Consider the following 16229-nt stretch of genomic DNA (forward strand, 5'->3'; position numbering starts at 1 on the left):
CTGGCTGCCGACCGGCGTCGTGCACCGTGTCGGCTCGCCACTCGGCGCCGTGTTCCGCAGTCTGTGGATTGCCGATGAAGCCGGGGCGAACCTACCGAAAGTCCCGACGATCTTCATGATGTCGCCATTGCTCCAAGCTTTGATCATCGAGGCCACGGAATTGGAGGGGCAGGAAGACCGCGACGGCTATTCGAGCCGGGTGACGACACTCATTCTCGACCAGTTTGTGCGGGTACAGCCCTGCCTTCGGCTTTGCCCTGGCAAAAACGCGGCTTTGACGAAGTTGTGCGAGGCGCTCTATCTCGATCCGACCGATGACTTAAGCCCCGAGGAATGGAGCGAGATGCTGAACATGTCGCCGCGAACATTGGCCCGCGGCTTCAACACGGAATTGGGCATGAGCCTGCGCTGGTGGCGCCGGCGCCTGCGGCTCTTCCGGTCGATCGAGCTTTTGGGGGGCGGCCTGGGTGGGACCCAGGTCGCCATGGAACTTCGTTACGGTTCTACCTCCGCCTTCGCCTTTGCTTTCCGCAACGAGATGGGCAGCAGCCCGCAGGTCTACATGCGCAGGCATCTCACCGACGACAACTCGCCGCCCAATAGTGCCCCGCGCAACGCTCATGGCTAGCGACCACGCCGTGGAATTCGCCGATCGACGCCATCAGACTGGCCGATCGAAGGCACGGATTTCCGGGAGGTTTCCGTCGAAACGCTCGACCTGGACATTGGTTAGTTGGCCCGTACCGCCCTGCGCCAAGGCCGAAGTCCCAATATCCCGCGTGAGCACATTCGGATTGCCGTGCACGCAGAGCGACTTTTCCTCATTCGGATCGGCCGGGTCGTACCATGCGCCTGTCGCAAGCTGGATGACGCCGGGCCGAACGCTGTCCGAAAGTGTGATCCCGGCAAGGCACGCGCCGCGCTCATTCGACAACTTGATGATATCACCCTCGCAGATGCCGCGCCCCGCCGCATCTTCGGGATTCATGGTCGCAACCTCGCGGCCCCGGTGCTTCGACGCGACACTATGGCCACCAAAGTCGAGCTGGCTGTGCAGCCGTGTCTTCGGCTGGTTGGCGATCAGCACGAACGGTGTCTTCTCGGTCGGAAGATAGACGGAGCCGAGCCAGGTGGGATGGCCAGGACAATCGGCCTCTCCAAAGCTCGCGATCCGCTCCGAATAGATCTGCAGCTTGCCGCTTGGTGTCGGGAGCGGATGAGCGTCGGGATCATTGCGGAAGGCACGTAGATAACCGCCGTCATCCGGCTGCTGCGGCATAAGCAGCCCCTCGCCGGCCCAGAATTCCTCAAAGCTTGGCGCGGGCAGCCCCTTCTCCACAAGCCCGGCGCGGGTCTCTTCATAAAGATGCTCGAGCCATTGCCGGACGCTCCGCCCCTCCGTGAAAGCCTCGCGCGCGCCAAGCCGCTCGGCGAGGTCCGCGAAGATCGCGTAGTCGTCACGCGCTTCGCCATAAGGGGACACGATGGGATGCATCGGCACAAGCAGCGGGTCGTTGGAGTTTGCGCCGATGTCCTCGCGCTCAAGCGTCATCGTACAGGGCAGGACGACGTCGGCATGGCGCGCGGTCGCCGTCCAGGCAAGCTCGTGCACGACCAGCGTATCGAGCCGGGCGAAGGCCTTGCGCAACCGGTTGAGATCCTGGTGATGATGGAAGGGGTTGCCGCCGGCCCAATAGACCAGCTTGATCTTGGGATAAGTCCGGGTTTCGCCGTTGAAGCGATAGGTCTCGCCGGGATGAAGCAGCATGTCGGCGATGCGCGCGACCGGAATGAAATCGCTGACCCCGTTGCTGCCCTGCGACAGCGTCGGGATCGGCACCGCATTGTAACGCCGCCCGTAATAGGCGACCGCGCCGAGCGCATAGCCATAGCCGCCGCCAGGCAATCCAATCTGTCCCAATGCGGCGGCAAGCACCATGCCCATCCAGACCGGCTGTTCGCCGTGCTCGGCGCGCTGCAGGGAATGCGAGACGACGATCAGCGCACGCTTGCCGGCAAGTCGCCTTGCAAGCACGATGATCCCGTCGGCGGAAACACCCGTAAGCGTAGCCGCCCATTCCGCATCCTTCGGCTGGCCGTCCGCCTCACCCAGGAGGTAGCGCTCGAAAATCGGCCAGCCAGAGGTGTAACGGTCGAGGAAGGCGCGATCGTGGTTGCCTTCGACGACAAGCGTGTGGACGATCGCCATCATCAACGCGGTGTCGCTGCCCGGCATGCAGGAGACCCATTCTGCATTCGCCTCCTCCGGCAGATCGGAGCGCAACGGGCTGACCAGCACGAAATTGCAGCCACGGTCGGCCGCGCTCTTCATGGCGGAGCGCTCGACATGCTTGCTGACGCTGCCGCCCGCGACCATCGCGTTCTTCAGCGCCATGCCGCCGAACGCGACGACGATGTCGGTGTGCTTGGCGATCTGCTCCCAGGAGACGTTGCGCTTGGTAAGCCCCTCGTGGTCACCGATGATATGTGGAATCAGAACCTGCGAGGCGCCGGAGGAATAGCTGGTCACCGAGCGCACATAGCCGCCGCAGGCGACATTGAGAAAGCGGTGGATCTGGCTCTGGGCATGGTGGAAGCGGCCGGCGCTCGACCAGCCGTAGGAGCCGCCGAAAATTGCGCCCACGCCGCCACGGACCCGGATGAGCTCTTGGCCGAGGAGATCAAGCGCCGTCTCCCACGAAACCGGAATAAACTCCTCGCGCCCGCGGCGATCATCCGGACTTGGGCCGTTCTCCAGCCACCCTTTGCGCACCATCGGCTGGGCAATGCGGGCGCGGTGGCGGAGTGCTTTGGGAAAATTCTGGATGATCTCGTTCGGGTCGGGATCATCGGGATACGGCCGGATTTCGAGCCGGTCATCGATCATCCGAGCCGAGAACACGCCCCAATGCGAGGTGTGCGGACGAAAGCGGCTCTCGGCGTCTGGGTGTTGGTCGGCAGCGTCTGGTTCGAGCATCATAGAACCTTTCGTCGGGTCCGGACTCTTTGCGGGTGGAGCGATACACAGAATCCTAGCGCAACCAACATTGGCTGTATCTCGAACAATTGATATTTGATCTAGTACTACAGTTGCGTTTGATGCCTTGCTTTGTAGTGAGAAAGCATTGCGGATGCTTGATGCCTGCGTCGCCAGAGTGACCATGCCAAGATGAGGCGAACTCTAATCGGGGGCTGTAGCAGGAGGCGTTTGATCAGATAGCGGATCTCTGCGACGCTGGGCACGAAGGCCATGGTGTTGGTCAGGCGGCGATTGGCGGGTTTGGACTCGTTTCGTTCGGTTTGCCAGCAGCGGTGCGGCGTAGATCGGCGCCGAGTTTGGCGAGGAATGCAGCGGCTGCCATGACGAGCGTCATGTGCCGCTTCCAAGCATGCCAGGATCGCGCTTCGCAATGATCCAGGCCGAGATCGTCCTTCGCACGCTGGAAGCATTCTTCCACGGTCCAACGCAGCCCGGCAGCGCCCGCCAATTCGCTCAATTCGGTACCGGCGGGCGCAAAGACAAAGTAATAGGCGCGCGCATCGGGTTCGCGTCGGCTGCGCCGGATCAGAAGCCAGCGCTCCCATTGTGGATCCGGGCGAGAGCTGAGAGGAATACGGGCCCAATCATAAAGCCGAAGACCCTTGGCACCTTCGCCTGCTGCATGGCTCTGCCAAACCTCCGGTTTCAACTCATCAGCCATCGTTTCGGGATCGGTCTGCTCGATCCCTTGCTCACGCACAAAGCGCAGGCAATGATTGGAGCGCACTGCCAGAACATAAGGCTGGCCACGGCTTTCCAGCATCCGGCGCAGCTTGGAATCCGAACCATAAAGCGCATCCGCCAATACCCAGGCACAAGGCACGCCGGCATCCAGCGCATCGGCAATGAGCTTGGCTGCAATGGCCGGTTTGGTCGCGAAGGCTTGGGACTGGGGGACGTGAGCCGAAGCACGGCGGGCTTCATCCTCGGCCCACTCCTTCGGTAGATAAAGTTGCCGATCGATCAGGGTCTGACCGTAGCGGCTTGCATAGGCAAGGAAAACACCGATCTGACAGTTCTCGATCCGGCCGGCCGTGCCGGAATATTGTCGTGCGACACCGACTGAATGGGCGCCTTTCTTCAGGAAGCCGGTCTCATCGACCACAAGAACGCCGTCCGCGTCACCGAGAGACTCTATTGCATAAGCGCGAACCGTATCGCGCAATGCGTCAGCATCCCAATGGCTGCGCCCCAGCAGCGATTGCATCCGATAAGGGCGCTCCAGTCCTGCCTGTTCCGCCATCAGCCAGCCAGTCTTGCGCTCTACTCCCGACAACAACCCATCCAGAAAGGCACCGCACGATGCGCGCAATTCTCGGCGACCAAAGACCGAGCCCAACCGCACCTTCAAGGCATCGAGCTCACGATGCCACGCCAGAACCGACCCGGACCAACCCGCAACCGACATTGAACTTCCCTCCCGCCAAATGCGGGAAGTGAATCATGATTTCCGGTAAACCGCAACTGTAGTACTAGAATATCTGCCAAGTTTTTTTCCGGATGATCGCTGCCGACCACCTGACTACGCGCCAATGACCTTTTTCCACTCGTGGATTTTGACCGTGCCGAACAGGCCCGTCTCGCGTAGGATACCGCAAACTCCACGCCTTAGCAGACTAGAGGGACGTATGCTCGACCATAGACCGGGTTGCGTCCTGCCCGGGACAAAATCAACTGTTTTAGTGCAAATCATGCGTAAACCTCGCAGTTGATGGGATTTGAACTAATCACCCGGCTATTCTCCGTAAGTGGCATAGGAGACGTCCGGGAATCGGAATTCACACTGAAGCGTAGGCGCCCGGCGCGAAGAGGCGACGGAGCCGCATCGCCGCACTCAAAAACTGCTAGGTGGCAGCACTCAGGAGACGCCAAATCGCTTGAGCATCGTTCGCAGCCGCAGGTTTTCCTGGCGGAGTTGCTCTATCAGCAGTGTCTTGAGGTATTGGTTATCCGCATCAAGTGCGGCCAAGTCATCAACTGGTCCTTCGACGAAAGCGACGGCCGATCCCTTGCGACGCTCGTCGCTTGCGCTATCGACGTGATTTCCTGAGCGGCTCTCGCCAATGCGCGCTGACGCTTTCCGAGCCTTCCTTTTAGTCGAATGCATTTTCGATTGCGACAGCGGGCCGGCGTGATCGTGATGGTTTTGCGGTGGATTGAGTGGCGCTGGTTCGACCAAAGAACCGACGAGCTGGGACTGATTGCTGGTGCCATGGCCCAGATCGAGCTGATTCGCTGGGTCCTGGTCCTGCGCCACTTCGTCGGATTGGGCGATAGTGTCTAGCCGCAGCTTGGCTTGGAACAGGTGCGGCGCTTCCGTCTCGGCCTGACGGACGAAAGCCTTGAGATCGGTGTTTCCCCAGATCGAATCCGTTTGCGTTGTCGATCGCCGGCGACCTGACTTGAATTCGACGACGAACTTTCGCTGTGGTGTTTTCATATGCTAAACCTCTAAACCTAAACCAAGCTCAAGAAACGTCGAACCGTTTCAGCATTTTCTTGAGCTGGGCGTTCTGCAGCTGAAGCTTCCGAGCGAGCTCACTTCTCAGCTTTTTGATGTCCTCATCAAGGCTTACCACGTCATCGATGAACGCATCGCGAGCTGATGACGGGGACACGCTTTGACCTTCATGCTTGGCGGCAGCTCCCCGCGCGGTTATGCTTGCCTGGAGTTCCTTCGTCCGTTCACGGCGGCTGGGCGGAGATCCTTTCCGAGCCTTAATGCTTGTCTCGTTTGGCACGAGGGCGGCATCTGAATGAAGAGCTTCGCTTGGTGCGGGTGTCCACGCATCGTCACCATCGACCGACGGCGCCGAAGCTTGCATGGCTTCACCACTGCCTTGCTTTTCAGTCAATGGCGATGCCACTTGCTCGACCGGAGCAGCCTCGTTGTAATCCACAGAGGCGGAGACGTCGGTCGACGGAGGTGCCGGCGTCTGCTCCGCCTCGTGATCGAGAGCCGCGGGATCGGTATCATGCCCAATGGAGCTCTCCGGCCCCTTTGCCGCTCGTCGCCGTGACGTCAATTCGGCGAGGAATTTCCACGGTGTTTTCATGGGCATTTCCCCTCGATTAAATCAGGTTGGATGATGCGGCAGCGGCCCTATCCCACTCGCAGGTCGGCCCGGCACGACGAGGCGCCCGGCGGCCGTTTTTTCTGCTGAAGATACGGTGGCTAAGCCGCTTTGGCGGCCGACTTACATGTTGGAGTGCTGATCAATCAAGCCCGAGCCGTTTGCGCAGGTCGGTATTTTCATGGCGCAGCTTTTCCGCCAGCAATTTGCGCAAGCGCTTGTTCTCTTCTTCAAGCTGAAGCAGATCTTCCAGCTCATCGACTGCGGGTGCGGGTGCGGATGTCTTTGCCGTTTGCTCGGCAGGCTTGGGGATCTTATTTCTTCCTCTCCCCCTGGCGGTGCTCTTGGCATCGGAAGGTTTCGCTTCCATCGACCTCGGCTTTCTTCCCCTGCCCCGTCCAGCAGGTTTTGCCGCACCTGCCGCCGGTTCGGTCACCGCCTCGGTCGCGGCAGAAGCCGGGTCGGCAGCTTGCTTTTGACGACGCGGCGCACGCTTCTTCTTAAGGTCAGCCTTTATCGGTGCATCCGGTTCCGCGGCCCCGGCAGCGGCCCCCGTATTATTCTCTTCAGCCATCAGACATCTCCTCTATAGCTAAGTCACTTTTCGACCGAGTGAAGGATGGAGTCAACAAAGGTATCGCGAGCGTAGATATCGAATCGATAACGCCTGACCCCGTAGCCTGCGGACCCTAACTCTTTTGGCTAACTTTTCGCGGGTCATGCATGCGTTCTACTATGCTGGCGGGAAATCTGGAGGGGGCATGCGCTATCGCCTCGTTTGGCAAGCAACACGATCTTAAAGCGGCCGCCCTCGCAGCCTTTGCCGATCATCCCAGCTTTCCGACGGCGCGCAAAGCGTCGTATGGTCGGCAGCCGCATCGAGCGCGAAGACCTCTGGAATGTATTCCCAGTAACGAATGCCTTTGCCGTCACACCCATCTCCTACCAGGAGATCATTGCGATCGCTTGTCGCGTTGGCCTCGACCAAGAACTTTGGAACGGCCTTTCTGCGTGGATCGATCGAAAGATCGCAATAACAGCATCGCGAAAATTGGAACTCCACGAGGTTTGAAATGGATGCTGATATCTGGGATCGAGCGTTCTATGAAGACGGCGAATGGGTTTCCTGGTCCGAAGTAGAAGAACGGCTTCGATACCATGAGTGGCGCGCCAAATATCCGAATGCAGACACATCGTTGATTCCGTATTTTGAGGAGCTCCTGTCGCTGGCAGAAAGCTATCACCTTCAGACAGGTCGTCATCTCAATGTGTACGGAGACATAGGAGAACTCTTCGGCGCCATCACCTTCGGAATAAAGCTGAACAACTCGTACGCGCAGGGTGCTGACGGTCGGCTTGGCAACGACCATGTTGAGATCAAAACCATCACGCCGTTCAAATCCAAAGACGAGGTTTTCGTGAAGGTATCTGGCAACTTCAGCAAGCTTCTCGTCGTGAAGATCAACGCCGACTTCGAAGCCTCATCCCGGATGGTTGATCGCAAGAAGCTTCCCAAGACAGCGAAATCTCTCCTGAGGATAAAATGGAGCGATCTTCCTAACGCCAAGTGAGGTTCGTGCACTCCCCTCAGAGGACGAGACGGTCGACCCGCTGTAGTCATTTGACCATCGGGTAATTTCCACAATGCGTGCAGTTGAAGGGATTCGAACCAAGAGCCATCAAGTTCGAATAAAATCCCATTGTAAAAGCTCGCTTTCCCGGCTCGCGCCCGCGCCTGTTGGTTTCCGGCAGGCTGGCTCGAATGAGATCGCGAACGTTGCCTTACCTGCTTCAGCACGGTTGTCCCAGAAGTCCGCTTGAGTCCAAACGTCTCCGGCCTGAACGAGCGCTGCGTCTGGAAATAAATCCTGATTCTGGATCAAGGGGTTGCCCTCAAAAGCCCGGAAACGGATGGATTTTTTGCCCTTCCCTTGTTGCATTCTTAACGAGATTGAGCCATATCCTACGTCAACAACACCCGCCACGCCTCGGACGGAACTTAGGTTTCGGAACTGCGCACCCCGGCGGGTTTTCCTTTTCTAGGACTTCGAATCTGCTTATGAAATGGCATGAAGTTCGAAAAACCTTCCGTCTCCATCGCTGACCAAATTACGCTGCTTGAAGCGAGGGGAATGGCCGTTCCCGATCGCGCCCATACAGCTCATTGCCTCCAGCATATAAGCTACTACCGTCTGCGTGCCTACTGGCTTCCGTTTGAAGATGCGACGCCGCCAAATGGCGAACATCGATTCAAGAATGGAACCACGTTCGACAATGTGTTGGACCTATACATCTTCGACAGACGGCTCCGATTGCTCGTGATGGATGCTATCGAAAGAATTGAAGTTTCTCTGCGAGGTAGTTGGGCGCATCATCTCGCAATCAAATATGGGCCACACGGCTACCTCGAGCCAGCGCTTTACAATCGCGCCGATCGTTACGCTCAAGCGTTCGCCAAGCTGATTGAAGATCTCAACAGGTCGAAAGACACTTTCATCGTTCATTACAGAAACAAATACGATGATCCGGAACATCCCCCTATATGGATGACGGCAGAGGTTGTTTCACTGGGTCAGCTCTCGATGTGGTACAGTAATTTGAAAAGCCGCGCCGACCGCCAAGCCATTGCGAAAACGTATGGACTTGACGAAACGGTTTTGGTTTCGCTCGCTCATCACCTTACTTACATACGCAACATCTGTGCACATCACGGCCGCCTTTGGAACAAACAGATCACTGTGAAGATGATCGTGCCAAAGTCGCCTGCCAGCCTGAAGTTGGCCATGAATCAGAATGTTCAAGGCCGTCTATATAATACGGTGGCGGTTCTCGGTTATCTAATAGGTATCGTAGCGCCCGGAAACCAATGGCGTCAGCATCTCTTAGAATTGATGAATTCCTGCTCACTCGCAGATGAAAATGCCATGGGCTTTCCCCAGAACTGGAAAAATCTTTCCGCATGGAATTAGATTTCGAAGAAGGTGAACGGATACGAACCCAGCGTCCTATATTGCGTGGAGCCTCCAGGTTCGCTAATCACGTCATTTCCGAGACTTGCGAGAGCGTTGACTTATTCTTCTCTGATCCCCGGGAAGACTGGAGAACTAGCGAAGCTTTGCACCTGATGCCGCCAGTCTTGAAGATTTTCCGTGATCGCTCTGAGCCTGACCCTGTTCTCGCTTCTACCCACGATCGAAGTTACAGGCTGCTCCGAGCTATACGGCGTCCGGTCGGTCTGCGGGTTTCCAAGTCGGAACTATCGCTCGCATTTAGCCGCCTCAGCGATTCTTTTTACGCAAGCGACCGCGTTTGCGCAGACAGCAGGAGGACGGCGTAAAGCCGCGCTTGACCATCAGCGCTGCCAGCAGTTCAGACTGGGCTCCGGTTCAAAGGACAAGTAAAACAGCCGTGCGGAGAGCGTAACAAGGCCGCCCCTCCTCTTTGATAATCTTTTCGAGCGAAAAAATCTAACATTTGATCTTCGGAACGTGAAGTTGCATCTTGAGCATCGCAACCGAGGAACCTAGACAAGCTACGCCTGCGCAAATCATCGAATCACAAAGCATAACGCGCTCGCACAACTGACTGCAGTTTCCGATCCAAGAGGCCGAAATTGGACAGTACGAATGCTCACAGCGCAGACGCCTCCGCCCTGGGGTTTCTTTTTCAGGCCCAGTACGCTCTCCTAAGGCTTTGGAACGAGACAAGCTTCGAAGCTGTCGTCTATCTCGAAACACTCGACGACGTCGTTCTCGAAGCTAATGGTCAAACGATCCTCGAACAGCTCAAACATTCCCTTTCGGCAAAGCCGGATGCCATAACCGTGGCTAGCGTCAACGTCTGGAAGACCTTGAAAGCCTGGATCGACGTGCTTCCCAGTCTGGATCTGCCCAAGACATTGCTGCACCTTGTCACGGTGGCGGACATCTCGCCAACCTCTCCGCTAAAGGTCCTTCTCGACGAGACTGAAGACCGAGACGACCTTCTGGCCGCTCTTCAGGATGAGGCCAGACGCGTCATCCGAGAAAGGGCGGAGGCTGACGCGAAGGGCGTCAAGCCGCTGCCGCATGCAAAGCGGGCGCCGGGTTGCGAAGCATTCCTGAAGCTCTCCGAAAACTTACAGGCCGAAATCCTTTCAAGAGTCCGGATAAAGCCCGGCCAACAGAACATCCGGCACATCGAGGACGAGCTCGCGAAAAGGCTGACGTCCGTGCTCGCGAAGGACCAGTCCCATGTGGCGGCGCTGATGGTGGAATGGTGGAATCGCCAGATCATCCATGCGCACTGCGGAAAGCGCGACAAGGCTATCCACCGCTTCGAACTGGTGAAGCGACACATGGAGATCGTTGCCGACATCGAACACGACAACCTTGTGGACTATTTCGCTGCGGATCTTCCGCCCGACACCTACCGCTCGCATCACATGGTGGAGAACCAGATAAGTCTGGTGGGCGGCACCGAATCGTGGCTTCAGCGAGCCGTTACGAACGAATGGCGAGCTCGCGAATCCCGCTCGCGATGGTCCACCGAAAACCCATCCTGGCGGGAGAGGATCTCCAAGTATGACGACCGGCTTGCGGAGGAGTGGTCTTACAAGCACGTTGACATGTGCGAAGAATGCGGCGGACAATCCGAGGAAGTAAAGAAGACGAAGGGACGCGAACTCCTTAGATGGAGCTTCTACGATGCGCCGGACAAAATCGAGCCCATTGCGTCGAGCGTCACCACGCCCAGCTATATCAGAGGCACGTACCATGTCCTTTCGATCGATGGACGGGTTGGCTGGCATCCTGACTATCTCGCGCTGCTGGGATTCAAGAAATGAATATCGCATACGATCTCTTCGCGGAGACGAATCCCGCCTTCGGCACGTTTGCTCTCGTTGGGTTTTGCCGAAAATACGAGGCAATTGCGGGAAGATCGCCTGAACTCGCCCTGGCGTACCTCGCCCTGCCCATCGCGCTGTCCGATGATCTGGAAACCTCCTTCGAGGAGACTGCCGCAACCACCGGCCTCCTGTCTTGGCTCAACCGATATCCCGACATCCGTCTGGATTTGGGCGCCCGGCTCGACGCCTCGAAGGACATCGTATCGGCCGCGGTGCGGTTCGGGCTTGGTGCAAGAGCGCTGTCGCTCGGACCAGACGGGACGATCGGGCTCGGCGGCCGCAGACCGTCGACGGCACCAGTCGCCGATCTTCCCGAGAGCCCAAAGCGTGCGGTTAGACGGGCGGAGCGCCTCGGCACCTGGATGGGCAAGGCGGGATCAGCAGGAACAATTTTCTCAGCATTCGGAGTGACGCCATGAACCGTTGGAACGTTCGTGAAATTGCTTTCTACGGGACTGGCGGAAGGCGCAGGACGCTCGAATTCGACGTTGACAAAGTCAACGTGATCACGGGGGCTTCGGGCACAGGCAAGTCCGCAATCATCGACGCTATCGACTATTGCCTCGGGTCGAAAGACTGTAAGCTCCCATTCTTCGTGCGAAACCACGCCGAGGCCGTCGCCATTCACTGGGCCCACGGCGAGAGCGACCTCATCGTCGGCAGAAAGATTCCGAAGGCCGGAAGCGGCACCAGCCAGATGTTCGTCAAGACAGGCCGTAACCTCGAGCTTCCGAAAACCTCCGAAGGACTCCAGGGTCCGACCAACCGTGACACCGCACGTGCGATGATCGAAAAGACGTTCGGGATACAAGATACTGACGACCCAGCGGCAGCCGCCAAGGGCGAGAAGGGCCGCGCGACAATTCGCGACGTACCGCCATACCTCTTCCTCTCGGGAGACGTGATCATCAGCCGCGCGACCTTGCTGCACGATCTGAACCGTCCGGAAAAGGCACGGGACATCAAGGCGACAATCCCCTACTTCCTCGGCGCCGTCGACCAGCCGAGCGTCCTCGCCGCTCGGACCCTGCGGCAGCTTGAGGCCGCCCTAGCAAAGATCGAACGCGAGGCCAAGGCACAGGAGCGGAGCCAGAGCCTCCTAACGCAACGCTCCATGGCGCTGTTGACCCAGGCGCAAGGCGTCGGTCTGGTGGCCGAACTGCCGTCAGCCGATGCGTCCGACGAAATCCTTCTCGATCAGCTTGCCGGCGTCGCAAGAAGCGGCGTCTCCTCGACCGACACGAGAGACTCGGAGGCTCGCGCGGCGCTGGAGGAAGAGCGTCGTGGGCTTGTTTCCGAGCTGCAGACCCTTCGCGGAAAGCGGCAGATGCTGAAGACGACGATCCGCGAGGCGACTGGCTACGAAACGGCGGTGTCCGGGCAGTCCCACAAGCTAAGGCTTATCGAGCATCTCAAGCTCGATGACGGGCGATGCCCCGTATGCGATGCAGAAAACAGCGCAGGCCAGGTGATGGCGGAGCAGATCCGAAACTCCTTGAGCATCGTGGCAAACGAAGTTCTTGCGGTCGACGTGATGCGCCCGCGTCTTGATAGCCATTCAGGACACATCGAGAACCTGATCGGGTCTAAGTACAACCGCCTGCGGGAGGTCGAGGCGCAGCTCAGCGGGCTTGTCCGGGTGGAGGAAGAGTCGGTGAAAACGGGGTCTCTTCTTCAGGAGAGGGCTCGGGTCGTAGGTCGCATCGACCAGTTCCTCGAAACGACAGCGAAAGATTTTCAGACAGCATCGACGGACACGACGTCGCTTGTATCCAAGATCGAGGAACTCAGGGATCAGGTCGATCCGCAAGCGCGGAGAGAGCGTCTTCGCGACGCAGAAAACATGGTGAGCGCCTTCGCGACCGAAATGCTTGCCGACCTTCCCACCGAAGTGCCGGCGACGGGCTCACGTGTCGTGTTCTCGTCCACCCTGAACCTTTCGCTAGTCGAGCCGTCCCGTAGGGCGGTACTCGCTATGGCTGAGATCGGATCTGACCAGAACTATCTGTCAATCCATCTCGCCCTTGCCTTCTCGCTTCAGAAGCTCTTCGAGACCATCAGTGCGCCCGTTCCCGGCCTTCTTGTGATCGACCAGATCAGCCGTCCCTATTACCCCAAGGGCGGGGACGAGAAACGGCTGCGAGAAATGGAAAAGGACGACGATCAGGTGGCGATGCAGAAGATCGTCCGATTTCTGTTCGATGAGACTGCACGCCAGACGGGGCTCCAGGTCATCCTCATCGAACACGCCTATATCGAGGAAGACCCGGAATATGTCGCAGCCGTGAAGGGCCGATGGACGAAGGCGTCGGGAGTAAAGCTTATTCCATCCGATTGGCCTCTCCGGAACTAATCGGATTGGCTCTCGGACGACCAGAGGTCAGGACCGCCGGATCATTTACTAGTCGTCTGGACCTCAGGCTCGCCAGAACGGTTCGTCAAGACGGTAGACTGTGCTGACTCGCACCCTGCAACTGTTGCGTCGAATGTCGCCATAATCGCCTCGATGAGCGTGGCGACCGACGAGACCACCGGTCCTTCGACCATAAGGCCGCATTCGAGATTTGCCATTTTTGATCGCGAGAGAAAATTTGCCGATCCGACATAGGCGTCGCTGCCGTCTGCAAGGACGATTTTCGAGTGAAAGGTTTCGTCAGTGTTGCCCCCGCCGTAGATCAAGATTTGCGTTGCCGCTGCACGAAGGGCAGCCTCGTCAACCCCGTACTTCGTGAGCTGCTCGGCAGATTGGAGGATCAGGACTCGCTCACGCGCCTGGGTGCTCGAAAACATGTCGAGCACCCAGGCGCAGCCTACCCGGTCGATGTATGGCGTCATGACGACCAAGCGATGCTGCGCCTTGCGAGCGAGATGTCTGAAGGCGTCCGCCGTCTCCGTCAGGGCAAGCAGCCTGGCGGCAGGCGTCGAGGCTAGCACGGTTTCAATCCTGCTGGGCGAAGGCGGCATCGTGACCACGAATCGGGCGCGACCTTCCTGCGCGAGGGATGATGCTGTCATTGATCGAGCTCCGGATCGAAATAGCCGACGATGTCCGGTGAATTGGCAACCTCCCACTCAGGCGCCGGCCCTCCCTTAAGCACCGAGCGCGACAGGAGCAAGTTGGATGAGCTACAAGACACCTCGCTAACCATGATGCATGCGGGGCAAGCCCCGCCCCTGCTGTCGCAAAGACTTCCCGAACCACAGCGAAGCATCCGGGGTTCGATCGACCTCCGGAGGAAGTCCATGGCGTGGTTGCGCCACATGGCAGAAATGTTGCCGAGATCCGGCGTCATCCCTTTCCGGAAGATCGTGAAGGCCATGTCCGCCGGGAAGACGTACTCGCCTATGCCGTCGCGGTCGAGGCCCGAAGCATCCGCGAGCGAATGGATGAGCTGATGCGAGAACGAGTGTAAAAGCATGTAGGCGAACGGCGCAAGCGTCCGCGGCATACCCTGCCTCTCCTTGTCCTTATAGTCGTCGAGAAACTGTCCGAAATCCTCGTACCGTTCCAGATATGCCTGAGGCAGGCCGACGTCGTCCGGCGGCATATCGACGACACCATTCCGCTTCAGCCATCTACGAATACGGTGCTTGTCCAGTTTGACATAAAGCGCCTCGTTCTTTTGCTGCGTCACATAGATCGGCCGCTGATGGTTTTTCATCTCGTCGAATGCTACCAGCCGGACCGGCATGGGCACGACCCTGTTATTGTGTTCCCGCTGATAGACCGGCGTTGGTGAGACCCGAGAAAAGCCAAAGCTGTATTCACAAATCGGAAGTCCTCTGATGAGGACCATCTGCTCGACACCTGTCTTGTCGAGGACGACCAGCACATCGTTACGGTACCTTGCCAGTTCCGCTGCGACGCCGGCGTTTTCGAACAGAGGGAGATCGGGATTGGTGACGTCCACCGCCGTGTAGCGGGGGCCGCGCATTCCGGCCTTTATGTGTTCTTCGACGAATGCCGCGTGCTCGATCGTCAGGCGGATAGGATCAAACTTCCTCGCCCAGTTCTCTCGCAGGCCGACCTTGTTGGCAATGGCGACGCTGGACAGCTCGCCGCGGCTTATTAGGCCGTCGGTAAACCACTTTTCGCGAAGACTATCCATGTCCGACTTCAAGCCGACTGCGTCCTGCCCCTTTTCCTGCCTCCTTCGATACAGGTTTCGAGTCGCAACGTAATCGTCCCACTCGTCCGATCTGCTCGCCGCCGCGACCGCGTTTTCGATCTCGGCATCCGACGGCTCCCGATATGGGATCGAATGGATCTCCGCCAGCCTACGCAGGAGATCTTCTTGTCGGCCCCGGCTCATCAGCTCGACGACAGTCGCTTCGCGGAGTTCGATGAAGCTCGCACGCTGCGGATAGAACGCGCTGCTGGCACGGTAGGAGACCGGTAGCATGTCGACCTCAACGTACTCGAACTTTCGTCCACCCTTCTGCTGATCAAGCTTCAACTTCAGCAAGACGTGCGGCTCTGCCTTCTTCAACTCACGCGTGGTCTCGCACTCTTCGCATTGGAACCGCCATTCACTAAAGACAGGCGGTTGGTTCTTGAGCTTGAACGTCGTCCACCCGCATGTGCAATTCTGAATTGGCTTCACGTCCTGCTTATCGTCGTCGAAGACGTAGTTGAAGGCGCTCAAAGGTTCGATGGTTCCGTACCAGTGAGCATATACGACGTCGACCTGGGACCATCGGGCGTCATGATCCTTGCATTTTTCCGGAAGGCCGCGCTTCGCTTGTTCTGCGACACTCTTGAATTCTCGCAGCGTCTTGCAGACGCCACACTGGTAGAGAAGCGGATAAGGCACGTATCCGACGACGGTCGGCTGGTTCATGGCGAACCTGGTCGGATCGATTGTCACGTCGCCAGTGCGGTGATCATAGAACGGATCGTCGAGTATGAACTCATCGGGTGCGTTCGGACATCCGTCACGCGCCCTATCACGCCAACTCTGAGCGAATTCCTTGATCCCTTCGAAGATCGTCTGGGTTACGTTCGCTGGCAGAGGGTTCGCAAACTCCTTGACGATTGGAACCGCCTTACAGATCCCCTTGCCGCCTTCCCACGTCATCAGCACGCCGGGTGCATAGCCCGTCGCGATCTGCGAACGCGAGCGGACCATCTTTGGCGGCGTTGCTCTGTTGGCGTCGCCGTCGTCGCCGAAGGAACCCTGTCGACCGTATCCACGCCCTTCGAACCTGCGTGTCCCCAAAGCCATTC

Annotated in this window: 13 protein-coding genes; 6 read left to right on the forward strand and 7 right to left on the reverse strand. The window is 58.3% G+C overall.

Going from position 1 to position 16229, the window contains the following annotated elements:
* Window positions 1-628: AraC family transcriptional regulator (locus ACQ7C1_RS26745; protein ID WP_430960443.1), on the forward strand; the 628-nt coding region annotated here is incomplete at its 5' end.
* 33 nt (window positions 629-661) lie between these two features.
* Here the strand turns inward: ACQ7C1_RS26745 and ACQ7C1_RS26750 are convergent.
* The 5 genes from ACQ7C1_RS26750 to ACQ7C1_RS26770 all read right to left on the reverse strand — a co-directional run bounded on the left by ACQ7C1_RS26750 (window position 662) and on the right by ACQ7C1_RS26770 (window position 6688).
* On the reverse strand, window positions 662-2980 hold the full coding sequence (locus ACQ7C1_RS26750; RefSeq protein ID WP_430960444.1) for a molybdopterin guanine dinucleotide-containing S/N-oxide reductase: 2319 nt from the start codon (window positions 2978-2980) through the stop codon (window positions 662-664).
* A gap of 280 nt (window positions 2981-3260) precedes the next feature.
* A complete protein-coding gene (locus ACQ7C1_RS26755) occupies window positions 3261-4448 on the reverse strand; it encodes an IS701 family transposase (RefSeq protein ID WP_216755744.1) in 1188 nt (395 codons plus the stop codon).
* A gap of 450 nt (window positions 4449-4898) precedes the next feature.
* The gene (locus ACQ7C1_RS26760; RefSeq protein WP_430960445.1) at window positions 4899-5480 is read right to left on the reverse strand and encodes a hypothetical protein; all 582 of its coding nucleotides are present in this window, start codon (window positions 5478-5480) and stop codon (window positions 4899-4901) included.
* 28 nt (window positions 5481-5508) lie between these two features.
* Window positions 5509-6096 carry a hypothetical protein gene (locus ACQ7C1_RS26765; RefSeq protein WP_430960446.1) on the reverse strand — a complete coding sequence of 196 codons (588 nt, stop codon included), beginning with the start codon at window positions 6094-6096 and terminating at the stop codon, window positions 5509-5511.
* A 160-nt stretch (window positions 6097-6256) separates the two neighbouring features.
* Window positions 6257-6688, reverse strand: a complete 432-nt coding sequence (locus tag ACQ7C1_RS26770) for a SyrB2 regulator (RefSeq protein WP_430960447.1) — start codon at window positions 6686-6688, stop codon at window positions 6257-6259.
* A 499-nt stretch (window positions 6689-7187) separates the two neighbouring features.
* Here ACQ7C1_RS26770 and ACQ7C1_RS26775 point away from each other — a divergent pair, with 499 nt between their 5' ends.
* The 5 genes from ACQ7C1_RS26775 (at window position 7188) to ACQ7C1_RS26795 (ending at window position 13355) form a co-directional block, all read left to right on the forward strand.
* Window positions 7188-7685, forward strand: coding sequence for a hypothetical protein (locus ACQ7C1_RS26775; protein WP_430960448.1), 498 nt, complete (start codon window positions 7188-7190; stop codon window positions 7683-7685).
* A 498-nt stretch (window positions 7686-8183) separates the two neighbouring features.
* Complete coding sequence (locus tag ACQ7C1_RS26780; protein ID WP_430960449.1) at window positions 8184-9083, forward strand: Abi family protein; 900 nt, start codon at window positions 8184-8186, stop codon at window positions 9081-9083.
* Window positions 9084-9727: 644 nt separating this feature from the next.
* On the forward strand, window positions 9728-10939 hold the full coding sequence (locus tag ACQ7C1_RS26785) for an ABC-three component system protein (RefSeq protein ID WP_430960450.1): 1212 nt from the start codon (window positions 9728-9730) through the stop codon (window positions 10937-10939).
* Complete coding sequence (locus ACQ7C1_RS26790) at window positions 10936-11421, forward strand: three component ABC system middle component (RefSeq protein ID WP_430960451.1); 486 nt, start codon at window positions 10936-10938, stop codon at window positions 11419-11421. The genes ACQ7C1_RS26785 and ACQ7C1_RS26790 overlap by 4 nt, the downstream gene beginning before the upstream one ends.
* Window positions 11418-13355 carry a DUF3732 domain-containing protein gene (locus ACQ7C1_RS26795; protein ID WP_430960452.1) on the forward strand — a complete coding sequence of 646 codons (1938 nt, stop codon included), beginning with the start codon at window positions 11418-11420 and terminating at the stop codon, window positions 13353-13355. Before ACQ7C1_RS26790 ends, ACQ7C1_RS26795 begins: the two co-directional genes overlap by 4 nt.
* A 41-nt stretch (window positions 13356-13396) precedes the next feature.
* Here the strand turns inward: ACQ7C1_RS26795 and ACQ7C1_RS26800 are convergent, their stop codons facing one another.
* Together ACQ7C1_RS26800 and ACQ7C1_RS26805 are read right to left on the reverse strand one after the other, a co-directional pair.
* On the reverse strand, window positions 13397-14017 hold the full coding sequence (locus tag ACQ7C1_RS26800) for a phospholipase D-like domain-containing protein (RefSeq protein ID WP_430960453.1): 621 nt from the start codon (window positions 14015-14017) through the stop codon (window positions 13397-13399).
* Window positions 14014-16227, reverse strand: a complete 2214-nt coding sequence (locus ACQ7C1_RS26805; RefSeq protein ID WP_430960454.1) for a hypothetical protein — start codon at window positions 16225-16227, stop codon at window positions 14014-14016. Before ACQ7C1_RS26805 ends, ACQ7C1_RS26800 begins: the two co-directional genes overlap by 4 nt.
* Window positions 16228-16229 lie beyond the last annotated feature (2 nt).

The organism is Rhizobium sp. Nf11,1 (assembly GCF_050587665.1).
GTDB lineage: Bacteria > Pseudomonadota > Alphaproteobacteria > Rhizobiales > Rhizobiaceae > Rhizobium.